This window comes from Paraburkholderia antibiotica (assembly GCF_012927125.1).
In the GTDB taxonomy this organism is placed as follows: Bacteria; Pseudomonadota; Gammaproteobacteria; order Burkholderiales; family Burkholderiaceae; genus Paraburkholderia; species Paraburkholderia antibiotica.
Genome location: NZ_JABBFZ010000024.1, coordinates 1 through 25701, shown reverse-complemented (window position 1 = coordinate 25701; position 25701 = coordinate 1). Strand labels below are relative to the sequence as shown.

The 25701-nt window shown below is 64.0% G+C and carries 22 protein-coding genes; 9 read left to right on the top strand and 13 right to left on the bottom strand.

What is annotated here, in order from left to right:
• Positions 1 to 23: 23 nt before the first annotated feature.
• The gene (locus HHL14_RS28085; RefSeq protein ID WP_169500921.1) at positions 24 to 374 is read left to right on the top strand and encodes a DOPA 4,5-dioxygenase family protein; all 351 of its coding nucleotides are present in this window, start codon (positions 24 to 26) and stop codon (positions 372 to 374) included.
• Positions 375 to 514: 140 nt separating this feature from the next.
• On the opposite strand, the gene HHL14_RS28080 is transcribed toward HHL14_RS28085, so the two are convergent.
• The 5 genes from HHL14_RS28080 to HHL14_RS28060 form a co-directional block, all read right to left on the bottom strand.
• Positions 515 to 829, bottom strand: a complete 315-nt coding sequence (locus HHL14_RS28080; RefSeq protein ID WP_169500865.1) for a high-potential iron-sulfur protein — start codon at positions 827 to 829, stop codon at positions 515 to 517.
• A 35-nt stretch (positions 830 to 864) separates the two neighbouring features.
• A complete protein-coding gene (locus HHL14_RS28075; RefSeq protein ID WP_169500864.1) occupies positions 865 to 1572 on the bottom strand; it encodes a nitroreductase in 708 nt (235 codons plus the stop codon).
• A 208-nt stretch (positions 1573 to 1780) separates the two neighbouring features.
• On the bottom strand, positions 1781 to 2518 hold the full coding sequence (locus HHL14_RS28070) for a PepSY-associated TM helix domain-containing protein (RefSeq protein ID WP_169500863.1): 738 nt from the start codon (positions 2516 to 2518) through the stop codon (positions 1781 to 1783).
• Positions 2515 to 3198: a Fe2+-dependent dioxygenase gene (locus HHL14_RS28065; RefSeq protein WP_169500862.1), complete on the bottom strand. Its 684-nt coding sequence runs from the start codon at positions 3196 to 3198 to the stop codon at positions 2515 to 2517. Before HHL14_RS28065 ends, HHL14_RS28070 begins: the two co-directional genes overlap by 4 nt.
• A gap of 80 nt (positions 3199 to 3278) precedes the next feature.
• Complete coding sequence (locus HHL14_RS28060) at positions 3279 to 5540, bottom strand: TonB-dependent receptor (RefSeq protein WP_169500861.1); 2262 nt, start codon at positions 5538 to 5540, stop codon at positions 3279 to 3281.
• 469 nt (positions 5541 to 6009) lie between these two features.
• Here HHL14_RS28060 and HHL14_RS28055 point away from each other — a divergent pair, with 469 nt between their 5' ends.
• The gene (locus HHL14_RS28055) at positions 6010 to 7005 is read left to right on the top strand and encodes an aldo/keto reductase (protein WP_169500860.1); all 996 of its coding nucleotides are present in this window, start codon (positions 6010 to 6012) and stop codon (positions 7003 to 7005) included.
• 105 nt (positions 7006 to 7110) lie between these two features.
• Here HHL14_RS28055 and HHL14_RS28050 read toward each other — a convergent pair whose 3' ends face one another.
• Positions 7111 to 7677, bottom strand: a complete 567-nt coding sequence (locus HHL14_RS28050; RefSeq protein WP_169500859.1) for a YbhB/YbcL family Raf kinase inhibitor-like protein — start codon at positions 7675 to 7677, stop codon at positions 7111 to 7113.
• A gap of 270 nt (positions 7678 to 7947) precedes the next feature.
• Here HHL14_RS28050 and HHL14_RS34120 point away from each other — a divergent pair, with 270 nt between their 5' ends.
• Positions 7948 to 8334, top strand: coding sequence for an aggregation-promoting factor C-terminal-like domain-containing protein (locus HHL14_RS34120; RefSeq protein ID WP_456238715.1), 387 nt, complete (start codon positions 7948 to 7950; stop codon positions 8332 to 8334).
• Complete coding sequence (locus HHL14_RS28045) at positions 8234 to 8818, top strand: hypothetical protein (RefSeq protein ID WP_169500858.1); 585 nt, start codon at positions 8234 to 8236, stop codon at positions 8816 to 8818. Before HHL14_RS34120 ends, HHL14_RS28045 begins: the two co-directional genes overlap by 101 nt.
• Before the next feature lie 83 nt (positions 8819 to 8901).
• Here HHL14_RS28045 and HHL14_RS28040 read toward each other — a convergent pair whose 3' ends face one another.
• From HHL14_RS28040 to HHL14_RS28025, 4 genes are all read right to left on the bottom strand, one after another.
• Positions 8902 to 9666, bottom strand: coding sequence for an ROK family protein (locus HHL14_RS28040; RefSeq protein ID WP_169500920.1), 765 nt, complete (start codon positions 9664 to 9666; stop codon positions 8902 to 8904).
• Between the two features lie 176 nt (positions 9667 to 9842).
• Positions 9843 to 11462 carry a glucose-6-phosphate dehydrogenase gene (gene zwf, locus HHL14_RS28035; protein ID WP_169500857.1) on the bottom strand — a complete coding sequence of 540 codons (1620 nt, stop codon included), beginning with the start codon at positions 11460 to 11462 and terminating at the stop codon, positions 9843 to 9845.
• A 123-nt stretch (positions 11463 to 11585) separates the two neighbouring features.
• Positions 11586 to 14423: an MGH1-like glycoside hydrolase domain-containing protein gene (locus HHL14_RS28030; protein ID WP_169500856.1), complete on the bottom strand. Its 2838-nt coding sequence runs from the start codon at positions 14421 to 14423 to the stop codon at positions 11586 to 11588.
• 51 nt (positions 14424 to 14474) lie between these two features.
• The gene (locus tag HHL14_RS28025; RefSeq protein WP_169500855.1) at positions 14475 to 16469 is read right to left on the bottom strand and encodes an amylo-alpha-1,6-glucosidase; all 1995 of its coding nucleotides are present in this window, start codon (positions 16467 to 16469) and stop codon (positions 14475 to 14477) included.
• A 202-nt stretch (positions 16470 to 16671) separates the two neighbouring features.
• On the opposite strand from HHL14_RS28025, the gene HHL14_RS28020 reads away from it, so the two are divergent.
• Together HHL14_RS28020 and HHL14_RS28015 are read left to right on the top strand one after the other, a co-directional pair.
• Positions 16672 to 17013, top strand: coding sequence for a hypothetical protein (locus tag HHL14_RS28020; RefSeq protein WP_169500854.1), 342 nt, complete (start codon positions 16672 to 16674; stop codon positions 17011 to 17013).
• Between the two features lie 79 nt (positions 17014 to 17092).
• On the top strand, positions 17093 to 19261 hold the full coding sequence (locus HHL14_RS28015) for a phosphocholine-specific phospholipase C (RefSeq protein WP_169500853.1): 2169 nt from the start codon (positions 17093 to 17095) through the stop codon (positions 19259 to 19261).
• 81 nt (positions 19262 to 19342) lie between these two features.
• Here HHL14_RS28015 and HHL14_RS28010 read toward each other — a convergent pair whose 3' ends face one another.
• The 3 genes from HHL14_RS28010 to HHL14_RS28000 all read right to left on the bottom strand — a co-directional run bounded on the left by HHL14_RS28010 (position 19343) and on the right by HHL14_RS28000 (position 22543).
• Entirely contained in the window at positions 19343 to 20290 is a 948-nt protein-coding gene (locus HHL14_RS28010; RefSeq protein ID WP_169500852.1) for a dihydrodipicolinate synthase family protein, read from the bottom strand.
• A gap of 298 nt (positions 20291 to 20588) precedes the next feature.
• The gene (locus HHL14_RS28005; protein ID WP_169500851.1) at positions 20589 to 21713 is read right to left on the bottom strand and encodes a succinylglutamate desuccinylase/aspartoacylase family protein; all 1125 of its coding nucleotides are present in this window, start codon (positions 21711 to 21713) and stop codon (positions 20589 to 20591) included.
• Between the two features lie 62 nt (positions 21714 to 21775).
• Positions 21776 to 22543 (bottom strand): transporter substrate-binding domain-containing protein, encoded by a 768-nt coding sequence (locus HHL14_RS28000; protein ID WP_169500850.1) that lies wholly within the window; start codon positions 22541 to 22543, stop codon positions 21776 to 21778.
• A 114-nt stretch (positions 22544 to 22657) separates the two neighbouring features.
• Here HHL14_RS28000 and HHL14_RS27995 point away from each other — a divergent pair, with 114 nt between their 5' ends.
• From HHL14_RS27995 to HHL14_RS27985, 3 genes are all read left to right on the top strand, one after another.
• On the top strand, positions 22658 to 23578 hold the full coding sequence (locus HHL14_RS27995; RefSeq protein ID WP_169500849.1) for a LysR substrate-binding domain-containing protein: 921 nt from the start codon (positions 22658 to 22660) through the stop codon (positions 23576 to 23578).
• A 225-nt stretch (positions 23579 to 23803) separates the two neighbouring features.
• Positions 23804 to 24907 (top strand): AI-2E family transporter, encoded by a 1104-nt coding sequence (locus HHL14_RS27990; RefSeq protein ID WP_169500848.1) that lies wholly within the window; start codon positions 23804 to 23806, stop codon positions 24905 to 24907.
• Entirely contained in the window at positions 24904 to 25530 is a 627-nt protein-coding gene (locus tag HHL14_RS27985; RefSeq protein ID WP_169500847.1) for a hypothetical protein, read from the top strand. Before HHL14_RS27990 ends, HHL14_RS27985 begins: the two co-directional genes overlap by 4 nt.
• The last annotated feature ends 171 nt before the right edge of the window (positions 25531 to 25701 follow it).

Here is a 25701-nt window from a genome sequence, read left to right as displayed (position 1 = left end):
AAAACCTGGCGATGAACTCTGATATGACCTTTCGCGATGCATCAGCTATCGAAAGCTGGCATGCACACGTTTATTTCGATGCGGCGAGCCGCGATGCCGCGTGGGCGTTGCGCGAACAGATCGCCGCGCATTGGGGCGAGCAATTGCAGATCGGCCGCTTCCACGAACGGCCGGTCGGCCCGCATCCGCAGTGGTCGTATCAGCTCGCGTTCACGCAGGCGCAGTTCGCCGACATGGTCGGCTGGCTGACGCTCAATCACGGCGCGCTCGACGTGTTTCTGCATCCGAATACCGGCGATGCATTGCGCGATCATCGCGACGCCGCCGTGTGGATCGGCCATTCGCACGAACTGCTGCTGAAGGCGTTGATGTAATCGAAGAGGGGGGCGTTGCGGCGGCACGTAGCGGCGCAACTCGCCGCGCTACTCGCCGCGCTACTCACCGCATTACGCGCCCCGCGCTTCACGTTGCGATGCGCGCGCAGTTCGCTCACCAGTTCGCTCAACCACTCGGCTCACATATTCGAATACGCGCTGCACCAACCCCGCGCCGCGACCTGCTTGTCGCCGAACAGCGTGCAACCGCCATACGCATCCGACGCCTTGCCCTGAAACAGCGAACAGTTCGCGCACGATTGCCCGGCCGCGAAGTTCGGGAATTTCGCCTTGTCGACCTTCGACGCATCTTCGGTATAGCCAACCGCCTGCGCCTGCGGATCGCCTGGGCTGAGCATCGTGGGGCCGCCCGCGGCCAGTGCCATGCGGGACCATGCGAGCGACGAACCCACGCCCGCGCTCAACAACAGAAAGTGACGGCGCGATGTTTTCATTTTCGTTTAGCTCCGGTGGGGACTGACGGATACGCTCAATCGAGAAAGCGGGCGAAGCGCTCGACGGGTTCGCGCTCGGTGCGCAGCGCATTGACGGGCGCGCTTTCGTCGGCGAAACCGAGCGACATCCCGCAGACGAACTGCTCGTTTTCGGGCAAACCGAGATGCTCGGCAATCAACCGATGAAATTGCGTGAACGCGGCCTGCGGACAGGTATCGAGCCCACGTCCGCGCGCGGCCGTCATGATCGCCTGCAGGAACATGCCGTAGTCAAGCCAGCTGCCGCGCTCAAGACTGCGGTCGATGGTAAACAGCAGGCCAACCGGCGCGTCGAAGAAACGGAAGTTGCGCGCATGCTGTTCGTGCATGCGCGCCTTGTCGCCCTTGTCGATGCCGAGCAAGCCATACATGTCCCAGCCGATCTTGCGGCGCCGGTCGATGAACGGCGACAGCCACTGCTGCGGATAGTACGGATATTCCTCGTGATAAAGCGCGTCGCGACCTGGATCGTCATACGCGGCGAGCAGTTCGCGCGACAGACGCGCGAGCGCGTCGCCGCTCAGCACGTAGACCTTCCACGGCTGCGTGTTGGTGCCGGATGGCGCACGGCTGGCGGCTTCGAGAATTGCTTCGATGTCGGCGCGCGGCACCGGCGTCGGCAGAAAGGCACGGATGGAACGGCGCGTCGTCAGTGCGGCATCGACGACATGAGCGGCGCTGGCGGCGGAATCGGGAGAGGTCATCGGCGGGGGCGGCAGAGCCGGCGAATGGGTCTGCGTCGATTCTAGCGCGGGACGGCGCAAGCCTGCGCGCGAGTGCGCGAGCCTCGGGCCCGTTGCAATCCGCAATCCGTAATCAGCGCGTGGCGCGATGCGCGCTCGGTATCTACAACCGCGTCGCCCTCGCCGCTGCGACGCTACCGCGTTGCGTCCACTCAGGGACGCAGCATCGTCACATCGTCCCCAACACCACCGCGGCGGCGATCGATCCGACCACCAGCACCAGTCCCACGGTCTTGCGCCGGTTCAGTTCGGTCCACAGCAACACACCGGTCAACGACAGCAGGATCAGGCTGCCCGCGAGCGTATCGATCAGCAGCACCCAGCCGACGCTCAGACCCACACCCTTGTGCAGATTCGTCAGCATCGCGAGGAAGGTGTTCTCGCTGCGCTTGACCGTCACGTAGTTGTTGCCGACCCAGTACTCGGCCGACGTGTTTTCCTTCGGCGACACGAAGCTCAGTTGCCAATGCTCGGGCTGCACGACGCGGCGATCGCCCCACGCCACCGGATGCTCGGGCTCGTTCTGCATGCGCCCCGGATTGCCGACGATCTTCAGCTCGTGCTTGAGCCACTTCGCGAGTTCGGGCGGCGTCTGCGGCGCCGGTTGCGGCAGCGGCACCTGCATCACCGACACCTGCGGCGCGCCGGTCGATACCTTGAGCGGGCCGCCGCGATGATTCAGGAAGAAGCCGGTCGTGCCGAACAGCAGCCCGAGCGCCGCGCCCCACAAACCGACCCAGCCGTGCACCTTGCGCAGCCATTTGATGAAGGTCGCGCGACGCGAACGCTGCTGACGCGCTTTCAGTTCGTCGCCCTCGAACCGGCGCGGTTCGTGGGTTCCGCGCTCGCGCGTCTCGCGCTTTCCAACGGCAGGGGGATGAATGTCGACGAGGTCCGACTCGCTCATGTTTCGCTCCAGCTACGCAGCAGATTGTGATAACAGCCGACGAGACTGCGGCGCGCGGTGTCGTCGGCATTCGTGGCATTGAGCCGTTGAATCGCGGTGTCCATGTCGAACAGCAGCGCGCGCTGCGTGTCGCTGCGCACGAGGCTCTGCACCCAGAAGAAACTGGCGACGCGCGCGCCGCGCGTGACCGGCGTCACCTGATGCAGACTGGTCGCCGGATAGACGATCATGTCGCCGGCCGGCAGCTTCACCTGCTGCACGCCGTAGGTGTCTTCGATCACGAGTTCGCCGCCGTCGTATTCGTCGGGCGCGCTCAGAAACAGCGTCACCGATACGTCGGTGCGCAGCTTCACGCCGTTCGGCAGCACCCGCACCGCACCGTCGACGTGACTGCCGAACGTCATGCCGCCCTCGTAGCGATTGAACAGCGGCGGATACACCTGGTTCGGCAGCACCGCGCTGATGAACAGAGGATTGCGCTCGATCGCCGCGACGATCACCTCGCCGAGTTCGCGCGCGATCGGCGTGTGCTCGGCGATCTGCTGGTTGCGCTTGACCGGCGCGCCCTGATAGCCGGCGGTCGCGCGACCGTCGACCCAGGCATCGCCCGCCTGATCGAGCCGCTCGCGCATGAAGCGCAATTGCGCGGCGTCCAATACGTTCGGAATGTGCAGCAACATGGTAAGTCCTTCGCGTCGGCTTGCCGTTTGCAAAAACGGCAAGCCTAACGCATCCGCTCAGTACATGACAAAAACGCGTGTCAGAAGCGGTAGTCGAAAGTGGCGAGCAGCGTGCGACCGATGCCCGGCACCGAACGGCCACCGTCCGACGGAATCAGCGCATCGTAGTAGTACTTGTTGGTCAGGTTCAGCAGGTTCAGACGCACGTCGTACTTCTTCGCGTGATACGCGGCGGTCGCGTCCCAGCGCGTATAGCCCGGCACTCTCACGTAGTTCGTGTTCGACGCGTAACGTGCCGACATGTAGATCGGACCGCCGCCGATCTCCCAGTGCGGCGTGATCGCATACGTGGTCCAGAACGTCAGCGTGTTGCGCGGTGTGTTGGCCGGCGTGTGGCCCATGGTGCCGTCGGCCGCCTTCAGGATCGTCGCGTCCATGTACGTATAGCCGCCGAAGACCTGCCACTTGTCTGTGATGTGGCCGGTCACGCTCGTCTGGAAGCCGTCCACGCGGATGTCGCCGGCCAGCTCGTACTCGGTCGGCGACACCTGAGTGCGCGCGTTGTCCTTTTCCTCGCGGAAGATCGCCGAGGTGACCGAGATGTTGCCGCCGAACAGATCCCACTTGCCGCCGACTTCATACGACTTCGTCGATTCCGGTGCGAGATTCTGCGTGAGGTTGGTGACCGTCAGGTTTTCGAGCGACGGGTTGAACGACGTGCCGTACGACACGTAGTACGACTGCCAGTCGGTCGGCTGATAGATCACGCCGGTGCGCACGCTCGTGAAGTAATTCGTCTGGCTCGCGTAACGCGGCGCGCTGATCGAGTTGCTGATCTCCGCCGAGAAGCGATCCCAGCGCAGCCCGCCGATGATCTTCCAGTGCGGCGTCAGCGTGATCGTGTCGTTCAGGTACGCGGCGATTTCGTTCGCGCTCGAATCGGCGTAGTTGCCGACCGTGGTCGTCACGTTCGACGGCGTACCCATGATCGGCGGATTGAGCATCGGCACGATCGGCAGGTTGTTGCGCGTGTACGCCTGGTTCGTATAGGTATCGCGACCCACTTCGACACCGGCGATCAGGTCGTGCCTGATCGGCCCGGTGTTGAATTTGTATTCGACCATCGTGTCGTTATAGATCGCGTGATTCTCGATCACGCGGTCGTGACTCTGCAGCTTGATGTAGAGCTGCGACGGCGACAGCGTCGTGAAGTTGCCGTTGGTCAGCGCCGTGCTCGACGACAGCGGCCCGGTCAGCACCGACTGCGGCGCGGTTTCGCGCGCGTCGGTCATCGAGTGCGAGATCTGCGTCTGGTTGGTCAGCGTCAGGTCGTCGGAGAACTTGTGCTTGATCGCGGCGGTGAAGATCTGCACGTCCTGGATCGTGCGGTCGCTGGTGAGGCCGTAGAAGGTGTTCTTCGGCACCGGCGACGGCCGGCCGTTCAACGCCTGAATGCCGTAGTCGGGCATGTCGTTGTTACGCTGGATCAGCGCCGACAGCGTGATCTCGGTCGGCGTGCCGATGCCGAAGCGCAGTTCCGGCGCGACGCCGAAATCCTTGTTCTTCATCACGTCGCGCGTCGAACCGAGGCTCTGGCCGAATGCGTTCAGACGGATCGCCGAGGTGTCGGTGAGCTTGTGGTTCACGTCGACGGTCGAGCGGTAGCGGTCGTCGGTGCCGATCATGCCGGAGACTTCCGCCGAGTCCTTCAGGTTCGCCTTCTTGCTGACCTGGTTGATCACGCCGCCGGTCGAGCCGCGGCCGAACAGCATCGACGACGGACCGTACAGCACTTCGAGCGATTCGAGGTCGAAGGTATCGCGGTAGTACTGATTGCGGTCGCGAAAGCCGTCCAGATAGATGTCGTTCTGTGCGGTGAAGCCGCGCAGGTTGATGTTGTTGCCGATCTGGCCGCCTTCGGCCGCGCCGATCGTCACGCCGGGCGCGTTGCGCAGTGCGTCGGTGAACGACGTCGCGCCTTGCGATGCGAGCAGGTCGCGGTTGATCACGGTAACGGTCTGCGGAATGTCGCGCAGCGCGGTCGGCGTCTTCGCGCCGACGCTCGAGCGCTCCGCCTGGAAGTCCTGCTGCACGGCTTGCGCCTGCACGCCGATGGTCGGCAGGGTCTGCGCGTCGGCGGCTGGCGCGTTGCTTTGGGCGCCGCTTCTAGTGCCGTTTTGAGCGCTAGCCGGCGCGTTGTTCTGCGTGTCGTTCTGGGCGATCGTGATCGCACCGTTCGACGTCTGCGTCTGCATCGGCGCGGTCTGCGCGACCACCGGAGTCGCGAACGGAACGGTCAAAGCTAGCGCGAGCGCTGTCGCCAGCGGCGTGTGATTGAGCATGGAAATCCCGTCAGAAATGCGCTTGCCGAATCCGCATATCTGACACGGAATTCATGACTAAGCCGCAAGTGGCTGGCTGCCGCTCTCCTTTGTCGACACGGAGATGACGGGATGGCTGGCTAGGTTTAAATGAGAATCGCTATCATTCCACACGCATAAAGGGGTATCAATCGCGGCGTGCATTACGTGGCGTAATGGATTTATTTCGGCATTTTACTAACGTAGGCAATATGTAATTTAAATCTGCTTATTTTCATCAGATCATTACAGATTGAAATACGTAATCTTTATAAGCCGAATGACAGCAAGACGTTTATTTAGTCGATCATTACGGAAAATCTTTCAATTAAATAACAAACATTAAAAACACCTGCGCACACGGAATCAGAACTCCGTTTATCCTTTTTACAACACTGTCGCCGCGACCTCTTCGAGCAAGCGCGTTCTCCCATCCTTCTGGAGTCGATTCATGCAATACCGCCAATTCGGCCGTACCGGCCTGACTGTTTCTCGCCTGTGTCTCGGCACCATGACCTTCGGCCTGCAAACCGAGGAAGCCGCCTCGCAGCGCATTCTCGACACGGCCGCGGACGCGGGCGTCAACTTCATCGATACCGCCAACGTCTATCCGCTCGGCGGCGGCGAGGATCTGGCGGGACGCACGGAAGAAATCGTCGGACGCTGGTTGAAGGGCAAGCGCGAGCGCTTTATCGTCGCGACCAAGGCGGTCGGCAAGATGGGGCCCACGGCATGGGACCAGGGCGCATCGCGCAAACATCTGCTCGACGCGATCGATGCATCGCTGCGCCGCCTCGGCACCGATTACGTCGATCTGTACCAGCTGCATTCCGACGACGCGAAGACGCCGCTCGACGAAACGCTCGAAGCGCTCGACGTGATCGTGCGCTCAGGCAAGGCGCGCTATATCGGCGTGTCGAACTTTCTCGCCTACCGGCTCGCGCGGGCGCTGGGACGCGCGGACGTGCTGCGCGTCGCGCGCTTCGTGTCGGTTCAGCCGCGCTACAACCTGCTGTTCCGGCAGATCGAGCGCGAACTGCTGCCGCTCGCCGCCGAGGAACAGTTGGCGGTGATGCCGTATAACCCGCTCGCGGGCGGCCTGCTGACCGGCAAGCACCAACACGATGCGAAGCCCGCCGACGGACGTTTCACCGCGAGCGTCGGCAAGGCGGGAGAGATGTATCAGCAGCGCTACTGGCACGAGCGCGAGTTCGAAACGATCGGGCAGTTGAAGGAGATCGTCGCGCCGACCGGCGAGTCGCTGACGAAAGTGTCGCTCGCGTGGGTGCTCGCGAATCCGCTGATCACGTCGGCGATCATCGGCGCGAGCCGCGCCGAGCAATTGAGCGACACGCTCGCGGCCGCCGACTACACGCTCGACGACACACTGAAGGCGAAGCTCGACGATGCGAGCGTGCAGTATCGTTGGGGCGATGCGGCGCGCTGAGTGAGGTGTGAGCTGCGAGCCGCGTCATTGACGCGGCTGCGGCGCTAACGAGGGGCTTGCAGCGCGTTACTGGTTACTCGTTACGTCAACCGCGCGCAGCAATCTTCAACGCCCGTATCGCAACACCGTGCTCGTCGCCGCGAGCACATGACCCTTGACCGCGGAGAAGAACGCGTCGCGTGTCAGGCCGGCCGGCAACGCGTCGGGCGGCAGATCGAGCGCATAGACCTGCACCACGTAGTGATGCGGTACTTCACCGACCGGCGGACACGGCCCGTGATAACCGGTGCCGCCGGTACTGTTCGTGCCCGCGACGCTGCCCGCCGGCGCGGCCTCGCCCGCCGCGAGTCCGGACGCCGTCGGCGCGATGCCGTAGACGATCCAGTGCACGACGCCGAGGCCCTTCGCGCCATCGGGATCGGTGATCACCACCGCGAAACTCTTCGTGCCGGCCGGCACGTTATGCCACTGCAACGCCGGCGACACGTCGCCGCCACCGCAATTATTGGCGCTCGCCGCATGGCTCGAATCGAGCGTGCCGCCGTCGGCAAGGCCTGTGGCAGTCACGGTGAACGCCTGCACCGCGTACGCGTACGCGCTCGCGTACGCGAGCAGCGCGCAGGTGACGACGGAGAGCAGGCGCCGGGCGAGGTTCAGGTTGAGGTTGGGCATGGTTGGTCTCCGGGCCGGGAGGGCCTGTTGAAAGAAACGTCACAGCAGCATTTATTAGTATGTGGCCTAAAAAACGTCGGCCGTAAGCCAAGTCCTAGTGATTAGTGCACCTTATTGCAGCACATACCGTAACCATCACGGCAGCATTGTTTTGAGACGGAATAGACGGCATATTTCACATGGAGCTATTCGGTACAAACAACTAGCTCTCCTACACGATTGACTGTTTCCTCTCGTACACCCCGTCTCTACAAACTCAGGATCATTTGCATGCCTACAAATCATGCTCACTCGCACCGTCCTACGAAACCTGCGCCGCAACGATGGAACGAGAAATCGACGAGCATTGTGCCCCGTACGGTTCAGAACGCGCTGAGAGACGCCATGCGCATCGAACGTGTTCCAGACTCAGATCTCAACGACCTACTATGGATCATGGCTCAGGAGTCCAGTGGTATCGTCGATGCCCGCAATGGAAGTTCGACCGCACGCGGCCTGTTTCAATTGCTACGCGCGCAATACAGCTTGAACCCCCGAGGAGAGGCATCGTTCGGTAATGCGAAGGAAGAATGCCAAGGCGGTATACATTACATTTACGGTCGTTACCACTCCGCACATATGGCCAGAGCATTCTGGCAGCAACACCACTGGTATTAAAACAATGCGAGTTTCATCCTGGCTCTTTTCCACATTAATGCTCGGGGCTGCATCCAGTTTGGCCTATGCGAAATCGCTCCCCAAATTTGAAGATTGCTCCGTCGCTGTTGAATCGATGCACGCTGCTGTGCCGCGCCTGACTTTCACGGATGCGAAAGCACGAAAATACGCCGCTACTATTTTTGATTCGGCAAAGGGACCTGTCAACTTCGCAGGTCACTACGTTCTCGCTACCTGGGGTTGTGGCGCCGGATGCGTGATGGCTGCAGCTATCGATGCGAACTCAGGCCGCGTCATATCCTTGCCGTTTTCGGTTTCCGATTGGCCGATAAATATTACCGAGCCTCTGGCGTATCGAGCCGACAGTTGCTTGCTTATCGTACATGGCAGCCGCAACGAAAGTAACGAACACGGAACCCACTATTACGTGTTCGACGGCAAGACGTTCCGCCTGCAAGCGAATACGACCGAGGCCGGCCATTAGACCGGGCGCGAAAGTAATGGGCGAAGAGGATGGCCTCGCCCAGAAGCCACACCTAAATTAGTCACCGCGCGCAATCAGCCCCCTCACTTCACCTTAAACCGCCCCGTCTTCTCCATCGCCTCCGGAAACTGCCGCGTCTCGCGCACCGACAGCGGATGCCACAGACGCGCGCCGCCCTCGATCCCTGCATCGTTCGACACGGTCGCGACGTGCGGCGGCAGCTCGAACTTCAGACGCGCCGCGTTGCCGCCGCCGATCCACAGCTTGTCGTAGTTGACGAGCGAATCCAGAATGCCGATCACCTTCTCGACGCGCCGGTTCCAGCGCTTGTTGCCGATCTTCTCGCGCGCGGCATCGCCGATGTATTCGTCGTACGCGACGCCCTTCTTGCTGACCGGATGATGCGCGAGTTCGAGATGCGGCATCAACTCGCCGTCGCGGAACATCGCGGTGCCCGCGCCCGTGCCGAGCGTCAGCACGAATTCGAGGCCATGTCCTTCGATCGCCGCGAAGCCCTGCATCTCCGCATCGTTGATCATGCGCACCGGCAGGCCGCCGAGGCGCTGCGCGAGCGTGTCCGCGAGCGGAATGTCGTGCCAGCCTTCGACGCCGAAATGCGGCGCGGTCAGGATGCGGTTGTCGCGCACCACGCCCGGAAAGCCGATCGACATCAGCGTCGGCCGCGCCTGCTCGACGAGCGGCGCAACCAGCGTCGCCAGCGCATCCACCAGTTGATCCGGCGTGCACGGATGCGGCGTCGCCACGCGTACGCGTTCGGTCTTCATGTTGCCGTCGGCGTCGATGATCGCGGCCTTCAGGCCGGTGCCGCCGACGTCGATCGCGAGAATGTGTTCGGCGCTGCTGCGCGCTGCGCTCCGCTTTGCCGCGGCCGGTTTTGCTGCTCCCGGTTTTGCTGCGCCCGGCTTGCCGGTCTTGCGCGGTACTGCGCTCGTCTTGCGTGTGGCCACGGTGTCCCCTGAATGTGTGCGAATGCGGTTGCGTGAATGTGATTGCGTAGGTGTTGCTATGCCTTGCTGCGCGGCGCGGCCTGTTGCAGCGGCCGCCATGCGTGTCCGTCGCGCGCGAGCAGCGCATCGGCTTCGGCCGGCCCTTCGCTGCCCGCCGCATAACCGTGCACCGCGACTGCGCCGCCGCCCTTCGGATGCAGCACGTCGTCGACCGCGCGCCAGCTCGTCTCGATGCTGTCGGCGCGCTGGAACAACGTTTCGTCGCCGAGCATGCAGTCGTACAGCAGCGTCTCGTAGCCGACGTTCGCGTGCTCCGCGAAGAAGTCGTTGTAATCGAACGACGACTTCACCGCGCCGATCTGCATCACCGGCCCCGGCGTCTTCACGTTGAAGTCGAAGCTCGTGCCGTGCGCGGGATCGATGCGCAAGGTCAGCACATTCGGCGTCAACGCATCGACCGGCGTGTCGCGGAACAGGCGAAACGGCACCGGCTTCAGCTGCACCGAAATTTCGGTGCGGCGCGCGGCGAGCCGCTTGCCGGTGCGCAGATAAAACGGCACGCCGGCCCAGCGCCAGTTCTCGACGAACACGCGCGCCGCCGCATAGGTTTCCGTTGCGCTATCCACCGCGACGTCCGGCTCCTCGCGATAGCCGATGCCGGCCGGACCCTTTTCGTACTGGCCGAACACGACGTCCTCAGGCGTGAGCGGCTGGATCGCGTCGAACAGGTCGGCCTTCTTGTCGCGCACGGCTTCGGCGTCGAACGAATTCGGCGGCTCCATCGCGACCATGCCGAGCAGCTGGAACAGATGGTTCGGCACCATGTCGCGAAACGCGCCGGTCTGCTCGTAAAACCGGCCGCGCCCTTCAACGCCGATCGTCTCCGCCGCCGTGATCTGCACGCTGTCGATGTACTCGCGCCGCCAGATCGGCTCGAACAGCGCATTCGCGAAGCGCACCGCGAGGATGCTCTGCACGGTGTCCTTGCCGAGAAAATGATCGATGCGATAGATCTGCGATTCGCTCGCGTACTGCAGGATATGCGCGTTCAGATCGCGCGCCGACGCGAGATCGGTGCCGAACGGCTTCTCGATCACGAGACGGCGAAAACCGCCCTTGCCGTCATCGCTTTCCTTCAGCAAACCGGCCTTGCCGAGACGTTCGGAGATCGGTTTGAAAAAGCGCGCGCCGACCGCGAGATAGAAGATCACATTGCCGCCCGGCTGCCGATCGAGCTTCTGCTTGAGCTTCGCGAACGTGTCGTCGGTTTCGAATTCGCCGGCCATGTATTCGAGCCGCTGCGCGACCCAGTTCCACGCGTTGTCGTCGAGCTTGCCGGCGTGGAAGGTGCTGGCCTTGTCGGCGGCGAACTGTTGCAGCGCGGTATGCAGATCGTCGACCCACTGGCTGGTTTCGCGCTCGCCGTGATTGACGCCGACAATCTTCATGCCGTCGTCGAGCAGGCCGTCGACCGCGAGGTTGTAGAGCGCCGGCATCAGCAGACGTTTGGTCAGGTCGCCGCCCGCGCCGAAGATCACCAGCGTGCACGGCGGCGCCGGCTTTTTGCCGGCCGGCGACGGCAACGCATCGTGCGGACTTGCGCTGACCTTGCAACTCGGTGCGGGCGTGGCGCCGGTCTGGGCGGAAGAAGCGGGGGGATTCGGTGTAGTCGACATAGGATTCACTTGGACCTTGGCAAGCCACGGGAATGGCGTGGCGATACGTGAAAGACCGCGCGCGGCGCCACACAGTTCAATCGCGTTCGCGTGCGTCACTTCGCGCGAGCGCATGAGCGTGTGCTATTTCGTCGTCGTGGCCGCGAGCGACGCGGCAGCCGGCTCATTCACCGACGCCGTCACCGCCACCGATGCAGGTGCTGCCGCCGCAGCGGAAGTGGTCGCAGCAGCGCCGGTCGGAATCGGCGCCTGCGCCTGTGCTTCACCCGCCAGCGGCACGTTCCCCGACGCTGCCATCGCACGCGGCTGCAGCAGCAACGCAACGAGCCCGGTCCAGCCGGTCTGGTGCGATGCGCCGACCCCGCGCCCGTTATCGCCATGAAAGTATTCGTGGAACAGGATCAGGTCCCGCGAGAGCGGGTCCGCCTGCAACAGCGGATATGCGCCCATCACCGGCCGCTCGCCGTCGCCGTTCTTCAGGAACAGCGTGGTCGCGCGGCGCGCGAGTTTGTCGGCGATTTCGCTGAGCGAGAACTGCTGGCCCGAGCCGGTCGGATACTCGACGCGAAAATCGTCGCCGTAATAGCGATGAAATTCATACAGCGATTCGATCAGCAGATAGTTGACCGGCATCCACACTGGCCCACGCCAGTTCGAATTGCCGCCGAACACCCGCGTGTCGGATTCGGCCGGCAGGTACTTCACGCAGAAGCTGTTGCCGTTGTGCTCGAACACGAACGGATGATCGCGATGGCAACGCGACAACGCGCGCACGCCGTGATCGGAAAGAAATTCGCTTTCGTCGAGCGCACGCCGTAACAATGCCTTCATTCGATGCCCGCGCAGCAGCGACAGCAGCAACGCGTTGCCCTTGCCGGGCTCGTTCCAGCGCGACACCAGCTTCGCGAGATCGGGCCGATGTTCGAGAAACCACACGAGCCGCTCGCGCAGTCCGGGCAAGCCGCCATGCAGACGCTCTTCGAGCACGTGCACCGCGAACAGCGGAATCAGCCCGACGATCGAGCGCACGCGCATCGGCACATTGCCGCCGTCGGGCAGACGCAGCTTGTCGTAGAAGAATTCGTCCTGGCTGTCCCACAGGCCGGTGTCGCAGCCGTCGTCGCAACTCACCGCTTCCGCGATGTACAGGAAGTGCTCGAAGAACTTCACGCCGATATCGACGAACACATGGTTCGCGTACGCGAGTTCGAGCGCGATGCGCATCAGGTCGAGCGCGTACGCGGCCATCCACGCGGTGCCGTCGGCCTGATCGATGTGGCCGCCGGTCGGCAGCGGCGACGAGCGATCGAAGATGCCGACGTTGTCGAGGCCGAGAAAACCGCCCTGAAAAATATTGTGGCCGTCGGCGTCCTTGCGGTTCACCCACCACGAAAAATTCAGCAGCAGCTTGTGAAAAACGAGTTCGAGGAAATCGCGGTCGGCCTTGCCGGTCAACGCGCGATCGATCTCGTACACGCGCCACGCGGCCCATGCATGCACCGGCGGATTGGCATCGCCGAGCGCCCATTCGTACGCGGGCAGCTGGCCGTTCGGATGCTGATAGCGGTCTTTCACGAGCAGCAGCAGTTGCTTCTTCGCGAACGCCGGATCGATCAGCGCAAACGCGGCCGCATGAAACGCGAGGTCCCACGACGCGTACCACGGGTACTCCCACTTGTCCGGCATCGACACGATGTCGGCGTTGCACAGATGCCGCCAGTCCGCGTTGCGGCCCTGCCTGCGCTCAGCGGGTGGGCTCGGCTGCAGCGGATCGCCGTCGAGCCAGCGCTGCACGTCGTACTGGTAGTACTGCTTCGACCACAGCATGCCGGCGAGCGCCTGACGCTGCACGAGACGCGCATCGGGATCGGGCATTTCGTGCTGCAACGCGCGATAGAACTCGTCGGCTTCGGCGAGACGGCGCGCGATCACCGCGTCGGCGTCGAATGGCGTTTCGTCGGTGGCCGCTTGCGGATGCCAGCGCAGATAGACGACCGCGCGCGCGTGCGGGCCGAGTTCGAGCGCTGCGTGCGCGCCGGCCTTGGTGCCCGCGTCGTGGCGAATCGCGTTCGCGTCGCCCTGCGCGAGGTAATCGTTGAAGCCGTCCTTGAACGGTCCCGCGCCGTCCGTGCCGAACAGCCGCTTCACGTTGGTGTCGTTCTCGCAGAACAGCCACGCGAGTTGCGGCGCATCGGGCGACCATGCGGTCACGACGATCGGTTCGTGCACATGGTGATGACCAAGCAGCCGCACCACGCCGTCATGATCGGTGCCCGCGACGAGCCTCGGCTTGTCCTTATTCTCCTTCCACGACCACGAATTGCGCGCCCAGATTTGCGGCAACACGTCGAGCGACGCCGCCTGGTCCGCGCGATTCTCGATCGTCACGCGCATCACGATGTCGTCGGGCGTGTGCTTCGCGTATTCGACCAGCACGTCGAAATAGCGCGCATCGTCGAACACGCCGGTATCGAGAATTTCGTACTCCGGCATATCGCCGCCGCGCCGCGCGTTTTCGTCGATCAGGTCCTGATACGGATAGGCCGCGTGCGGGTACTTGTACAGCATTCGCATATACGAATGCGTCGGCGTGCCGTCGAGATAGAAGTACAGCTCCTTCACGTCCTCGCCGTGATTGCCCTGCGAGTTCGTCAGGCCGAACAGCCGCTCCTTGATGATCGGGTCGTGGCGGTTCCACAGCGCGAGCGACACGCACCAGCTCAGGCGGTCGTCGCCGAAACCGGCGATGCCGTCCTCGCCCCAGCGATAAGCGCGGCTGCGCGCGTGGTCGTGCGGAAACGAGTCCCACGCGGTGCCGTGCGCGCTGTAGTCCTCGCGCACGGTGCCCCACTGGCGTTCGCTCAGATACGGTCCCCAGCGCTGCCAGTGGCCGCAGTCGGCCGAATGCAGCCGGGTCCCTTCGATGGTGGCAAGCAGGTTGGCAGCGCGCAGCGGTGGCATGAGGACGTCCTTGCAGCAGGCCTGGCGGTGGGACCCACATCGTAGCGCGGTTTACGCGCCGCCGTGCTCGACGCGCGCCAGCAGACTCTCGACGCGCAGCAATTCGCCAAGCGACCACGCCTGGAACGGTGTGCCGGCGGGCGCATGCGGCGCGTCGCCGTCGGCGATCTCGGACAGATGATCGAGGCCCGCGCGATCGAGATGCGCGTAGAGCGGCGCGAGAAAACGCGCACGCGCCTGCGCGACGTTTTCGCTAGTGGCACCATTGACCCGCAGCCATGCTTCGACGAACGGGCCGATCAGCCACAACCACACGGTGCCCTGATGATAGGCGCCATCGCGTTCGAGCGGCGCGCCGCCGTAGTGTCCTCGATACGCGGAATCGGACGGCGCGAGCGAGCGCAAGCCGAGCGGCGTCAGCAGTTGCGCTTCGACCTGGCTCACCACCGCGCGCGCCGCCGCGCCTTCGAGCAGTGGAAAAGGCAGTCCGCCGACCGCGAAGATCTGGTTCGGCCGAACCGCGCGATCCACCCGGCCCGCCACGTGATCGACGTCGACGTTGTCGAACAGCGCCTGGGTATCGACATCGACGAAGCGCTGGCGGAACGCGAGCGTCGCGCGTTCGGCCGGCTCGCGCCACTGCGGGTTCCATGCCGACGCGATGCGCAGCGCGTTGATCCACAGCGCCTGCACCTCGACCGGTTTGCCGATGCGCGGCGTGACGACCCAGTCGCCGACCTTCGCGTCCATCCACGTCAGTTGCACGCCGGGGATGCCGGCGCGCAGCAGGCCGTCGTCGGTGCAGACGCCGATGCCGAAGCGCGTGCCGTTGGTGTAGCCGGTGAGGATCGCTTCGGCGGCCTGCTGCAGATGCGCGCGGGTCGCGTCGCTCGCATGGCGCGTCGCCAGATAGTCGTGAACCGCGACGACGAACCACAACGATGCGTCGACCGAGTTGTATTCGGGCGCGTCGCCATAGTCGGGGAAGCGGTTCGGCAACATGCCGTCGGACAGCGTGCCCGACCATTCGAGCAGGATCGCTTCGGCGTCGTCGAGGCGATTCGACGCGATCAGCAAGCCGCGCATCGCGATGAAGGTGTCGCGGCCCCAGTCGGTGAACCACGGAAAGCCCGCGAGGATCGTGCGGCCTTCGTTGCGGGTGACCACGTAGGCATCGGCGGAACGTTGCAGGCGCGAGCCGAGCGCGGCGCGGCGCTCACGTTCCGTGGTGGCGAGGTCAGTGGCGCGGGCGGCGGTTTGAGCGGCGGTTCGGGTCGTGTCGCTGACACCTGCCGTGGCCGGCGTGCCTGACGTGACCGACGCGCTGAGAATCATCACCGCTTCGCCTCGCGCGAAATCGAAGCTGAATACGCCGGGCGTGGCAAGATCTTCATCGCAGTCGAGGCCGCGCTCCTGCTCGCGCACGTAGCGGAAGTGGCGATACCAGTCCGGCGCATGCGTGTAGCCGCCGGTAGTCGCCGCCTGCACGACCGGCAGCCCGCGATACGGTTGCCAGCTCGCGCACGAACGGTCGACGCTGACCTGCGCGGTGAAGTCGAACGCGGGGTTCTCATGGTGCAGCGCATGATAATCGCGGCCCGACAGTAGCGGCCTGACCTTCAGCATCGGCGCGTCAAGACCATTGCCGCCTTCGAGCCGCCAGCGCAACACCGTTTCGCCCGTCGTCTTGCCGACGAACACGTCGGCGATCACCGTCGCTTGCGAATCGAGCCGGATGCGCCACGTCGGCCACGGTGTCGTGTCGAAACTCACGAGACTGCCGCGCAAGTCCGGATAGATCACCTCGGGCGCGTAGCGTTGCATCGTCAGCGGATAGCGCTGCCCGCCCGCCTCGACCCACGCCTCGATGCCGTTGACCAGCACCATGCGGCCGCCCGGCGCGCGCGTCGCCGCAAGCAGCAACGCGTGATAGCGCCGCGTGCGCAACATGCCGACCGTGCCCGACGCAAAGCCGCCGAAGCCGTCCGCTTCGAACCATTCGTCTTCGAGTCGGGCGAGGTCGAGCGGTGATTCGATACATGTCATCTGAACGTACTCGTGCGAAATCGTCATGCGCAAACCATAGCGTAAATGGCATTGCGATGAACATTGACCTTCCCATTACTTTCCATTTTCTTTCGGCTAACTGACGAATTATCGAAAGTTATGCCGCTCGCAAACGTTTCACAATTATTTCTTGAAAGGAATGGAGACTGCACCCGCTTTCACCGAACCGGATGCAGAAGACATGAGAACAACCAGGTGCATCGCGAGCGCGGCCTTGCTCGCGCTTGCCACGATAACGTTGAACGGTTGCGGCGCGGACGACACGCCTCCCGCGAGCAACGCATCGACCACGGCCCCTGCCGCGAACGACGCGGCGCAACCACCGGCAACCGCAGCAGCAGCGATTCTCGATGCCTCCGCGCCGACAATCGGCAACGCCAGCAGCGTCGGCAACAACAGCGCCAACCCCGCGCTCGCGGCGTCCGATCCGATCGCGCAGAACATGCAGGCCAATCTCGCGGCCGACAGCCAGCAGATCGCCCCGGTGATGCGCTACGCGCCCGGCGACAGCGCGAATAACTAGTCAGCAATCCATAACGGAATCGCTCCCTCCCCGCGCGTCGACACGCGCTATTCTTCCCTTACGCAGAAGGTGATATTCAATGACCTCAACTAGCCGTCGCCGTTTCCTGCAAACCGTGGCTTCATCCGCGGGCGCCGCCGCCGCGATGACCGCATTGCCCGAATCGATCCGCAATGCGCTGGCCGTCCCGGCGTTCTCGCGCACCGGCACGATCAACGATGTCGAGCACATCGTCGTGTTCATGCAGGAGAACCGCTCGTTCGACCACTACTTCGGCCATATGCGCGGCGTGCGCGGCTACAACGACCGCTTCCCGATTCCGCTGCCGAGCGGTCTGCCGGTGTGGAATCAGCCGTCGAAGGAAGACCCGACGAAGCCGGTGTTGCCGTTTCATCTGAACACCGCGACGACCAGCGCGCAATGCGTCGGCGATCTCGATCACTCGTGGTACAAGACCCAGTATGCGATCGACGGCGGCCGCTACGACCAGTGGCCCGCCAACAAGACCGACATGACGATGGGCTACCACCTGCGTAGCGACATCCCGTTCCATTACGCGCTCGCCGATGCGTTCACGATTTGCGATGCGTACTTCTGCTCGCTGCCGGGACCGACGCACCCGAACCGCTCGTATCTGATGACCGGCACGGTCGACCCGACCGGCAACTTCGGCGGCCCGCTGCTCGACAACAACGACTGGGTCGACGGCGACGGTCCGCCGAACTATCAGCTGCTGTCGTGGACCACGTATCCGGAGCGTCTGCAGGCCGCGGGCATTTCGTGGCAGATCTATCAGCAGGGCCTGACCGGCGCCGATCCGCTGAACGGCAACTACGGCACCAACATCCTGCAGAACTTCACGAACTTCATCAACGCGCAGCCGGGCTCGCCGCTCTACGAGCGCGCGCAGACCGTGCGCACGATCGACGATCTGAAGGCCGACGTGCTCGCGAACAGGCTGCCGCAGGTGTCGTGGCTGTGCCCGCCGGCCGCATACTCGGAGCATCCGCAATACACGCCCGCGTACGGCGCCGAATACACGTCGCAGATTCTCGATGCGCTGACCTCGAACCCCGAGGTGTGGAGCAAGACCGTGCTCTTCATCATGTATGACGAGAACGACGGCTTCTTCGATCACATGGTGCCGCCGCAACCGCCGACCACGGCCGCGCAAGGCAAGTCGACGGTGACGACCGACGGCGAGATTCACAACGTCGTCAACCCGCAGCGCGGCGGCAGCTATACCGCCGACGGCTATCCGTACGGCCTCGGCCCGCGCGTGCCGATGACGATCGTGTCGCCGTGGACCAAGGGCGGCTTCGTGTGCTCGCAGGTGTTCGATCACACGTCGGTGATCCGCTTCATCGAGACGCGTTTCGGCGTGCATGAGCCGAACATCACCTCATGGCGTCGCGCGGTGTGCGGCGACCTGACCACGGCCTTCGACTTCCGCACGCCGGACTCGAAGATGCCCGCGCTGCCCGACACCAGCAACTACAAGAGCATCGCCGACAATCAATGCGCGACGCAGCCGAAGCCGACCGTGCCCGCCACGCCGACTCCGGTCGATGCGCAGGAAGCCGGCATCCGTTTCGCGCGCGCGTTGCCGTACGAGGTGCACGTGAACGGCGCGGCGGACGTGCACAAGAACACGTTCACGATCTCGATCGGCAATACCGGCCATCAGGGCGCGCACTTCTACGTGTACGCGACGAACCGCACCGATGGCCCGTGGCGCTACACCGTCGAAGCCGGCAAGTCGCTCAGCGACAGCTTCGATCTGAGCACGACGAACGGCGTGTACGCGTTCGAAGTGTTCGGCCCGAACGGCTTCGTGCGTAAATTCGCGGGCAACACCCAGGCGAATACGCAGGCGAATACGCAAGGCACGCAGAACGGTCACGTGATGGGCCACGGTCACGGCACGCCGGCGCAGCCGGAAGTGACCGCGCAATACGACGTCGCGAACGGCAACGTGTTCCTGAAGTTCACCAACAGCGGCGGCAACGTCGCGCGTCTGAGCGTGACCGACAACGCGTACGGCGCGCATCCACGCAGCGTGCTGGTGCCGGCCAACGCGCATCTCGAGGAAGGCTGGGTGCTCGCGTCGAGCCATCACTGGTACGACCTGACGGTGACGAGCAGCGACGACGCGAGCTTCTCGCGCCGCTTCGCCGGTCACGTCGAGAACGGCCGGCCGAGCATCAGCGATCCGGCGGCGGTTGCGCCGGTGCTGACGGCGAGCTGAGCGACGCGCGGGCGTTAGAGAAAGCGAGCCTCGTCTGTTTCGGCAGACGAGGCTCGTTGCAGCAACATCAAGGTCCGGTGCTCAAAGACCGACGTCGGGCAGCACCGGCCGCGTGGCGAGCGCCTTCGCCACGATGTCCTTCACTTCCGCGAGCGTGTCGACTTGCAGCGCGAGACGCGGCGGCCGCGTAACCGCGCTGCCGCGCCCGAGCATTTCCTCGCACAGCTTGATGCATTGCACGAGATCGGGCCGCGCGTCGAGATGCAGCAGCGGCATGAACCAGCGGTATAGCGACAACGCTTCGTCGAAGCGCTTTTGCGTGGCGAGGCGAAACAGCGTCTCGCCTTCTTTCGGGAACGCGTTCGACATGCCCGACACCCAACCCTGCGCGCCGACCGCGATGCTCTCGACCACCACGTCGTCGAGGCCCGCGAACAGCACGAAGCGATCGCCCACCGCGTTGCGCAGATCGATGAAGCGCCGCGTATCGCCCGACGAATCCTTGAAGCAGACGATGTTCTCGCAGTCCTGCAACGCGATCAGCACGTCCGGCGTGACGTCATTCTTGTAGATCGGCGGGTTGTTGTAGACCATCACCGGCAGATCGGTGCTGGTCGCGACCGCGCGAAAATGCGCGGCGGTTTCGTGCGGCTTCGCGGAATAGACGAGCGCCGGCATCACCATCACGCCGTCGACGCCGACGCGCGCCGCTTCGCGTACCGTCTGCCGCGCGAACTCGGTCGTGAACTCGGCGACGCCCGCGATCACCGGCACCTTGCCGCGTGCCGCATCGCGCGCGGCCTCGATCACCGCGAGCTTTTCCGGCGTGCTCAGCGAGGTGTTCTCGCCGACCGTGCCGCACACCACCAGCCCCGACACGCCGTCCTCCACGAGGTTGCTGATCACGCGATGCGTCGCGTCGATGTCGAGCGAAAAGTCCGGCTTGAACTGCGTGCTGACGGCGGGAAACACCCCGCTCCACTGGATCGCCTTGCTCACTTTGTCCGTCTCCTTCAAAAAGCCGGCCATGCCGACACGCGTTGAGTATGACGACGAGTATCGACTTTCAGGCACGCGCGGGCTTGGGCTTTTTCGTAATCGAAAGAGATTAAATCTGCACAATTGATGGCGCGCGAGGTGGCTCGCGGTGACGCGGCAGGAGTAAGGGCAGCGGGGTGAAGACGGTGCGCGCGAACAACGTACGACGAGGCTTTAACGGAATTGCCATGCTGAGTCCGGCACAACGGCGGCACCGTCGCGGCACGGCGCGTGCCGGCCACGCTCGCGGCGGCCTGGCTTACGCCACGCTGCCGCTGCTTCGCTTCGCTCAAGCCCCGAGCAACACGCCGGTCCTGACCGGCCGCGTGCCGGTCACACGACCGAGCGGCGCGCCGGCCGTCACGAAGCGGATCGCGCGCCGCATGTACAGCACGCCTTCGGTCTGGCTCGCGATCGTCGTGGTTTCGTCGGTCAACGGATCGACGATATCGAACAGCGGCTGACCGACCCGGATCGTGTCGCCGATCTTCGCGCGATGCACCAGAATTCCGCTCACTGGCGCATAGAACTGCTCGCTGCCCGCGAGCGGCGTGGCCGGCGACAACAGCGGCGGCAACGGTTTTGCATCGCCGCGAATCGCGTTGCGCCACACCAGATAATCGATGAGCGCGTCCGCATCCTGCTGCGCGATTTCGTACGACACGTCGCGCTGGCCGCGGCATTCCACCGTCACCGCGATCGAGCCGGTCGGCACCGGCTGGCTCGCCGGCATCTGCTGCTGCAAGGTCCACCACAGCAGGCTATGAGTTTCGTCGAACGCGCCCGCGCCGGAGTCCGTCGCGAGCAACGACGCCTCGGCGCCAAGGTAGCGCGACAGCGGCTCGAACTCGGACCACGCGGCCTCGCTCGTGTACACATGCATCGCCGCTTCGAGCGAGCAGTGCAGATCGATCACCACGTCGGCGTCGCACGACAGCTTCAGCAGCGCCAGTTGCAGCGATTCGAATTCGGTCAGCGGCTTTTGCCGCGCGAGTTCGGCCGCGAGCAGCTCGCGCACGATGCGTTTGTTGTCGTTCGCGTCGGCACCGAGCGCGTCTTTCGCCTGCGCGACCAGCTTCGAGAACTGCACGAAGTGGCGATTGAAATTCTTGCCGCTACCCAGATCGAAACGGCCGACGAACTGCCCCAGCACGAACTGCCCGAGCCCGACCGGATTCGCGACCGGCACCAGCACGATCTGCGCGTTCAGCGCGCCGGCCTGTTCGAGTTCGAGCAGACGGCGCTTGAGCAGCACGGTGGTCAGCATCGCCGGCGTTTCATCGGCGTGCAGCGACGCCTGGATATAGATCTTTTGCGCGCCGCCGATGGAGTCGGTCGGGCCGAAATGAAACGACACCAGCTCGCGATGCGTGCCGATAGCCGGCGACAGAAGCGGGATCGATTGCCTGTTCATGAACGGAGAGTCTGAGGAATAAGGTTAGGAATCTGAATCGAACGACGGGTCTGGCCGACAGCTCAGTTGCCGTACGGATCGAAGTCGAAGTACTTCTTCGCGATCTGCGCATACGTGCCGTCCTTCAGCATCGACGCGATCGCCGCGTTGATCGACGCCTGCGCGGCGGTCTCGTCCTTGCGCAAACCGATGCCGACGCCGCGATCGCCCATCGAAAGCGGCTCGCCGACGAACGCGAAGCCCTTGCCCGCCGGCGTGCGCAGGAAGCCGTAGTCAGCCTCGACGGTGCCGAGCAGCGCGCCGTCGAGCCGGCCGTTCTGCAGATCGGCGAACACTTCGTCCTGGCTCTTGTACGCGGTCACGTGCGCGCCGAGCGGCGTCCAGTTCTTCAGCGCATAGCTTTCGAACTGCGTGCCCGACTGCACACCGATCTGCTTGCCGGCGAGCCCGGCGGCGCTCGGCGCGAGCGTCGAGCCCTGGCGCGCGATCAGCCGCGACTTGAACTGGAACAGCTTCGACGAAAACAGGATCTGCTGCTCGCGCTTCTCGGTGATCGCCATCGACGACAACACCGCGTCGATCTTGCGCGCCTGCAGCGCCGGAATCATGCCGGAGAACTCCAGCTCGACCCACTGGCAATGCGCGTGGATGCGTCGGCAGATTTCGTTGCCGAGATCGACGTCGAAGCCCTTGAGGCTGCCGTCGGGCGCCTTCGAGTCCATCGGCGGATAGGTCGGGTCGATGCCGAGGCGCAGCGTGTTCGGGTCGGCGGCCAACGCGCCGCCGCTGAACGTCAGCGCGGCGCAGAGAATCATCAGCGGAGTTTTCATGGGAGGCGAGGTGGGAGCGGATTGGGACAGCGAGATCGTAGGCTGCCGCAGCGCCTCGAAGAAGTCCCATTCGGACTATCATGATCACTTTTACCGATCACCAGTCCCGACCTCATGGCGTTGACGATTTCCCAGTTGCGCGCGTTCACCGCGGTCGCCGAGCATGGCAGCATCCGCGCGGCGTCGCGCGCGCTCGGCATCGCGCAGAGCGGCATCACGCAGCAGTTGCAGAACCTCGAGGCGATGCTCGGCGCGACGCTGTTCACGCGCACCAATCGCGGCATCGCGCTGACCGCGCTCGGCCAGCGGCTGCTGCAGCGGGCCGGCGCGATTCTCGGCGAATGCGAGCGCGCCGAAGAGGACGTGCGGCAGCTGCGCGGCGACTACGCGGGCGAGGTTACGTTCGGCATGACGACCGAGCCGCTCGTCGACGCGTTCGCGCCGGTGCTGATGGAGTTTCGCGCGCGCTTCGAGCGCGTCGCCGTGCATCTGCGCACCGGCACGTCGCGGATGATGATTTCGTGGATCCGCGAAGGCACGCTCGATTTCGCGGTTGGGCTAGTCTCGAAGCAGACCGATACCGCCGATCTGTCAGTCACGCCGCTCTATCCGTCCGATCCGGTGATCGTGTGCCGCAAAGGACATCCGCGGGCGCGCGCGAAGTCGCTGGCCGAACTGGTCGATTGTCCGTGGGTGACGACGCGCTCGCCAAATCTGACCGAAGCGCCTCACGTGAACCGGCTCAGCCAGCTATTCGAACACCACGGCTTGCCGCCGCCGAAGATCGTCGCGACGGTCGAGGGTCTGTACGAAACGCTACATCTGGTCGGCGCGACCGATTGCCTGTCGCTCGAAGCGTCGGTCGTCGCGCAACGCGGACCGTTCGCGGACCTGCTGACCACGATTGCCGTGCGCGAGCGCGCGATCGAGCAGAACGTCTGCCTGCTGCAGCGCGCGGCGATTCCGCTGACGCCCGCCGCGCAGGAGTTCGCGACGATGATCGCGTCGTACGCGAGGACGGTGCGGGCGCGCTGAGCGCGTTGCGAGCACGCCACCCCCACGACAGCACGGCGCGCGACATAAGACCTTGGTCCAATTGGCCGCACCGGCCGCGCGCTCCTACTATGTCCGATAGCGGCGCCAGACGGTCGAGCGGCGGAGCCTGGTGGCCGGCGTGAGCGACAGGCCCGCCCAGCCTCCCGGCAAACCACGCGCGTCGTCCGGCGGGCACCCCTTGCGGTGACTGCGAGGAGAACATCGATGCTGCCCACGCACACTGCCCGAAGAGGATTGTCCAGAGAGTTGCTCGACGTCCTGATTCGCGCCGGACTCGTGGCGGTTCTGGCGATTTTCTGCTTCCGGGTTTTCGTCCCGTTCCTGAATCTGATGATCTGGGCGCTGATCCTCGCGATTACGCTCTATCCGCTGCAGGTCCGACTACGAGGACCGCTGGCCGGAAAAGACGGCCTGATCGCCACGCTGATCATCCTCGTCGCGTTCGCGGTCATTCTCGTGCCGACCTACGCGCTGGGCGTCGCGGTCGCCAATTCGATCGAGCGCGCAATCGACATCTTCCGCAGCGGCAACTTCCGGATTCCACCGCCGGCCGAATCGGTGGCCGCGTGGCCGCTGGTGGGTCAGCGGCTCTACGACGCGTGGGCGCAGGCGTCGACCGATCTGACCGGCCTCGTGCACCGATTCGCGCCCCACCTGAAGGAAGCGGCGCTGGCGCTGCTCGGCACCGTGACCGGGCTGGGCGCGGGACTGGTGGTGTTTTTTCTCGCGCTGATCGTCGCCGGAATTTTCATGGCGCACGGCGAGAAGGGACATCGCAGCGCCGTGCTGATTGCCTCGCGCATTTCCGGACCCGAGAACGGTCCGCAGATCGCCGACCTGTGCACGGCCACCATCCGCGCGGTCGCGCAGGGCGTGGTCGGCATCGCGTTCATCCAGATGCTGCTGATCGGCGTCGCGTTCGTCGTGATGGGCATTCCGGGCGCGGGCCTGCTCGCGCTTGTCGTGCTGCTGATCGGCATCATGCAACTGCCCGCGACCTTGATCACGATCCCCGTCATCGTGTTCGTGATCGTCACCGAAGGGGTCAGCACCGCGACGATCGTCTTCTCGGTCTACGTGTTCGTCGCGGGTCTCGCGGACAACGTGCTCAAGCCGCTGCTGCTTGGGCGCGGCGTCGCCGTACCGATGCCGGTGGTGCTGATCGGCGCGCTCGGCGGCATGGTGACGGGCGGCGTGATCGGCCTGTTCATCGGCCCCGTGATGCTCGCGGTCGGCTTCCAGCTGTTCTGGCGCTGGGTCAAGGACCAGCCGGAACCCGAGCCGTGCGAGACACATCGTGAGCCTTGAGATGCCGTCAGGCGAAGCCGCCGCACTCCCGCTACAATCGAAACGTCACACCCCGGAAAACGACGGACCAGGATAGCGAACCGCAGCGGAAATGGTCCTCGCCATTCGAGCCGTTCACGCAATCGCAGCAATCGCAGCAATCGCAGCAATCACAGCAGTCGCGGCAGTCGCAATACTCACAGCAGTCATCGCAGTCACGGCGGTCACCCCTCTTCATCGCCCGGCGAAGCCGCGCAAAACCCGGCGCGCTCGCCCAGGCCACGGGCCGCGGTTCAACCGTCCGCCACGCCGTAGCCGGCACGTTTCAAGCTGACATCACCCGTATCCCGATTGCCGACGCGCCGCGCGTTCGCGCCGCATCAGCGTCCTTTGACGTCGTCCACCATCAACAGGAGTTTCCCAAATCCGGAGCGTCCCTCATGCGCTTCGGATTTATCGTCGGGCCAACGGTCGGGGGCGTGGTCGCCTTGATCGCCATCCCTTTCATGCCAGCATCGATTGAGGGATATACAAACCTCTTTCTATGCATTCAGCATATTCAAATCGGCAAACTTGAATTATTAAATATAGATAAATTCACGATGAATCGGATTTGTCTAATGGTCGTCATCGATTTATCTTGATATTTTGCATCCTAAATAATCGGAATTAATCCGAGAAACTATGCCCCACGGTCATCGGGGACTGAAGTTGTTGAAACGTATTGGAAGCGACGAGTCGTTGCATAGAGCTTCATCCAGCATCACGGGTAAAATAAAAAATGAATAATCGTTGTTTCCGGCTTGTGTTCAGCA

Bases quoted from the DNA above. Each gene is read 5' to 3' on its own strand.
- HHL14_RS28085 (WP_169500921.1), top strand. From the start codon at position 24: ATGACCTTTCGCGATGCATCAGCTATCGAAAGCTGGCATGCACACGTT.
- HHL14_RS28080 (WP_169500865.1), bottom strand. From the start codon at position 829: ATGAAAACATCGCGCCGTCACTTTCTGTTGTTGAGCGCGGGCGTGGGT.
- HHL14_RS28075 (WP_169500864.1), bottom strand. From the start codon at position 1,572: ATGACCTCTCCCGATTCCGCCGCCAGCGCCGCTCATGTCGTCGATGCC.
- HHL14_RS28070 (WP_169500863.1), bottom strand. From the start codon at position 2,518: ATGAGCGAGTCGGACCTCGTCGACATTCATCCCCCTGCCGTTGGAAAG.
- HHL14_RS28065 (WP_169500862.1), bottom strand. From the start codon at position 3,198: ATGTTGCTGCACATTCCGAACGTATTGGACGCCGCGCAATTGCGCTTC.
- HHL14_RS28060 (WP_169500861.1), bottom strand. From the start codon at position 5,540: ATGCTCAATCACACGCCGCTGGCGACAGCGCTCGCGCTAGCTTTGACC.
- HHL14_RS28055 (WP_169500860.1), top strand. From the start codon at position 6,010: ATGCAATACCGCCAATTCGGCCGTACCGGCCTGACTGTTTCTCGCCTG.
- HHL14_RS28050 (WP_169500859.1), bottom strand. From the start codon at position 7,677: ATGCCCAACCTCAACCTGAACCTCGCCCGGCGCCTGCTCTCCGTCGTC.
- HHL14_RS34120 (WP_456238715.1), top strand. From the start codon at position 7,948: ATGCCTACAAATCATGCTCACTCGCACCGTCCTACGAAACCTGCGCCG.
- HHL14_RS28045 (WP_169500858.1), top strand. From the start codon at position 8,234: ATGCGAAGGAAGAATGCCAAGGCGGTATACATTACATTTACGGTCGTT.
- zwf (WP_169500857.1), bottom strand. From the start codon at position 11,462: ATGTCGACTACACCGAATCCCCCCGCTTCTTCCGCCCAGACCGGCGCC.
- HHL14_RS28030 (WP_169500856.1), bottom strand. From the start codon at position 14,423: ATGCCACCGCTGCGCGCTGCCAACCTGCTTGCCACCATCGAAGGGACC.
- HHL14_RS28025 (WP_169500855.1), bottom strand. From the start codon at position 16,469: ATGACATGTATCGAATCACCGCTCGACCTCGCCCGACTCGAAGACGAA.
- HHL14_RS28020 (WP_169500854.1), top strand. From the start codon at position 16,672: ATGAGAACAACCAGGTGCATCGCGAGCGCGGCCTTGCTCGCGCTTGCC.
- HHL14_RS28015 (WP_169500853.1), top strand. From the start codon at position 17,093: ATGACCTCAACTAGCCGTCGCCGTTTCCTGCAAACCGTGGCTTCATCC.
- HHL14_RS28010 (WP_169500852.1), bottom strand. From the start codon at position 20,290: ATGGCCGGCTTTTTGAAGGAGACGGACAAAGTGAGCAAGGCGATCCAG.
- HHL14_RS28005 (WP_169500851.1), bottom strand. From the start codon at position 21,713: ATGAACAGGCAATCGATCCCGCTTCTGTCGCCGGCTATCGGCACGCAT.
- HHL14_RS28000 (WP_169500850.1), bottom strand. From the start codon at position 22,543: ATGAAAACTCCGCTGATGATTCTCTGCGCCGCGCTGACGTTCAGCGGC.
- HHL14_RS27995 (WP_169500849.1), top strand. From the start codon at position 22,658: ATGGCGTTGACGATTTCCCAGTTGCGCGCGTTCACCGCGGTCGCCGAG.
- HHL14_RS27990 (WP_169500848.1), top strand. From the start codon at position 23,804: ATGCTGCCCACGCACACTGCCCGAAGAGGATTGTCCAGAGAGTTGCTC.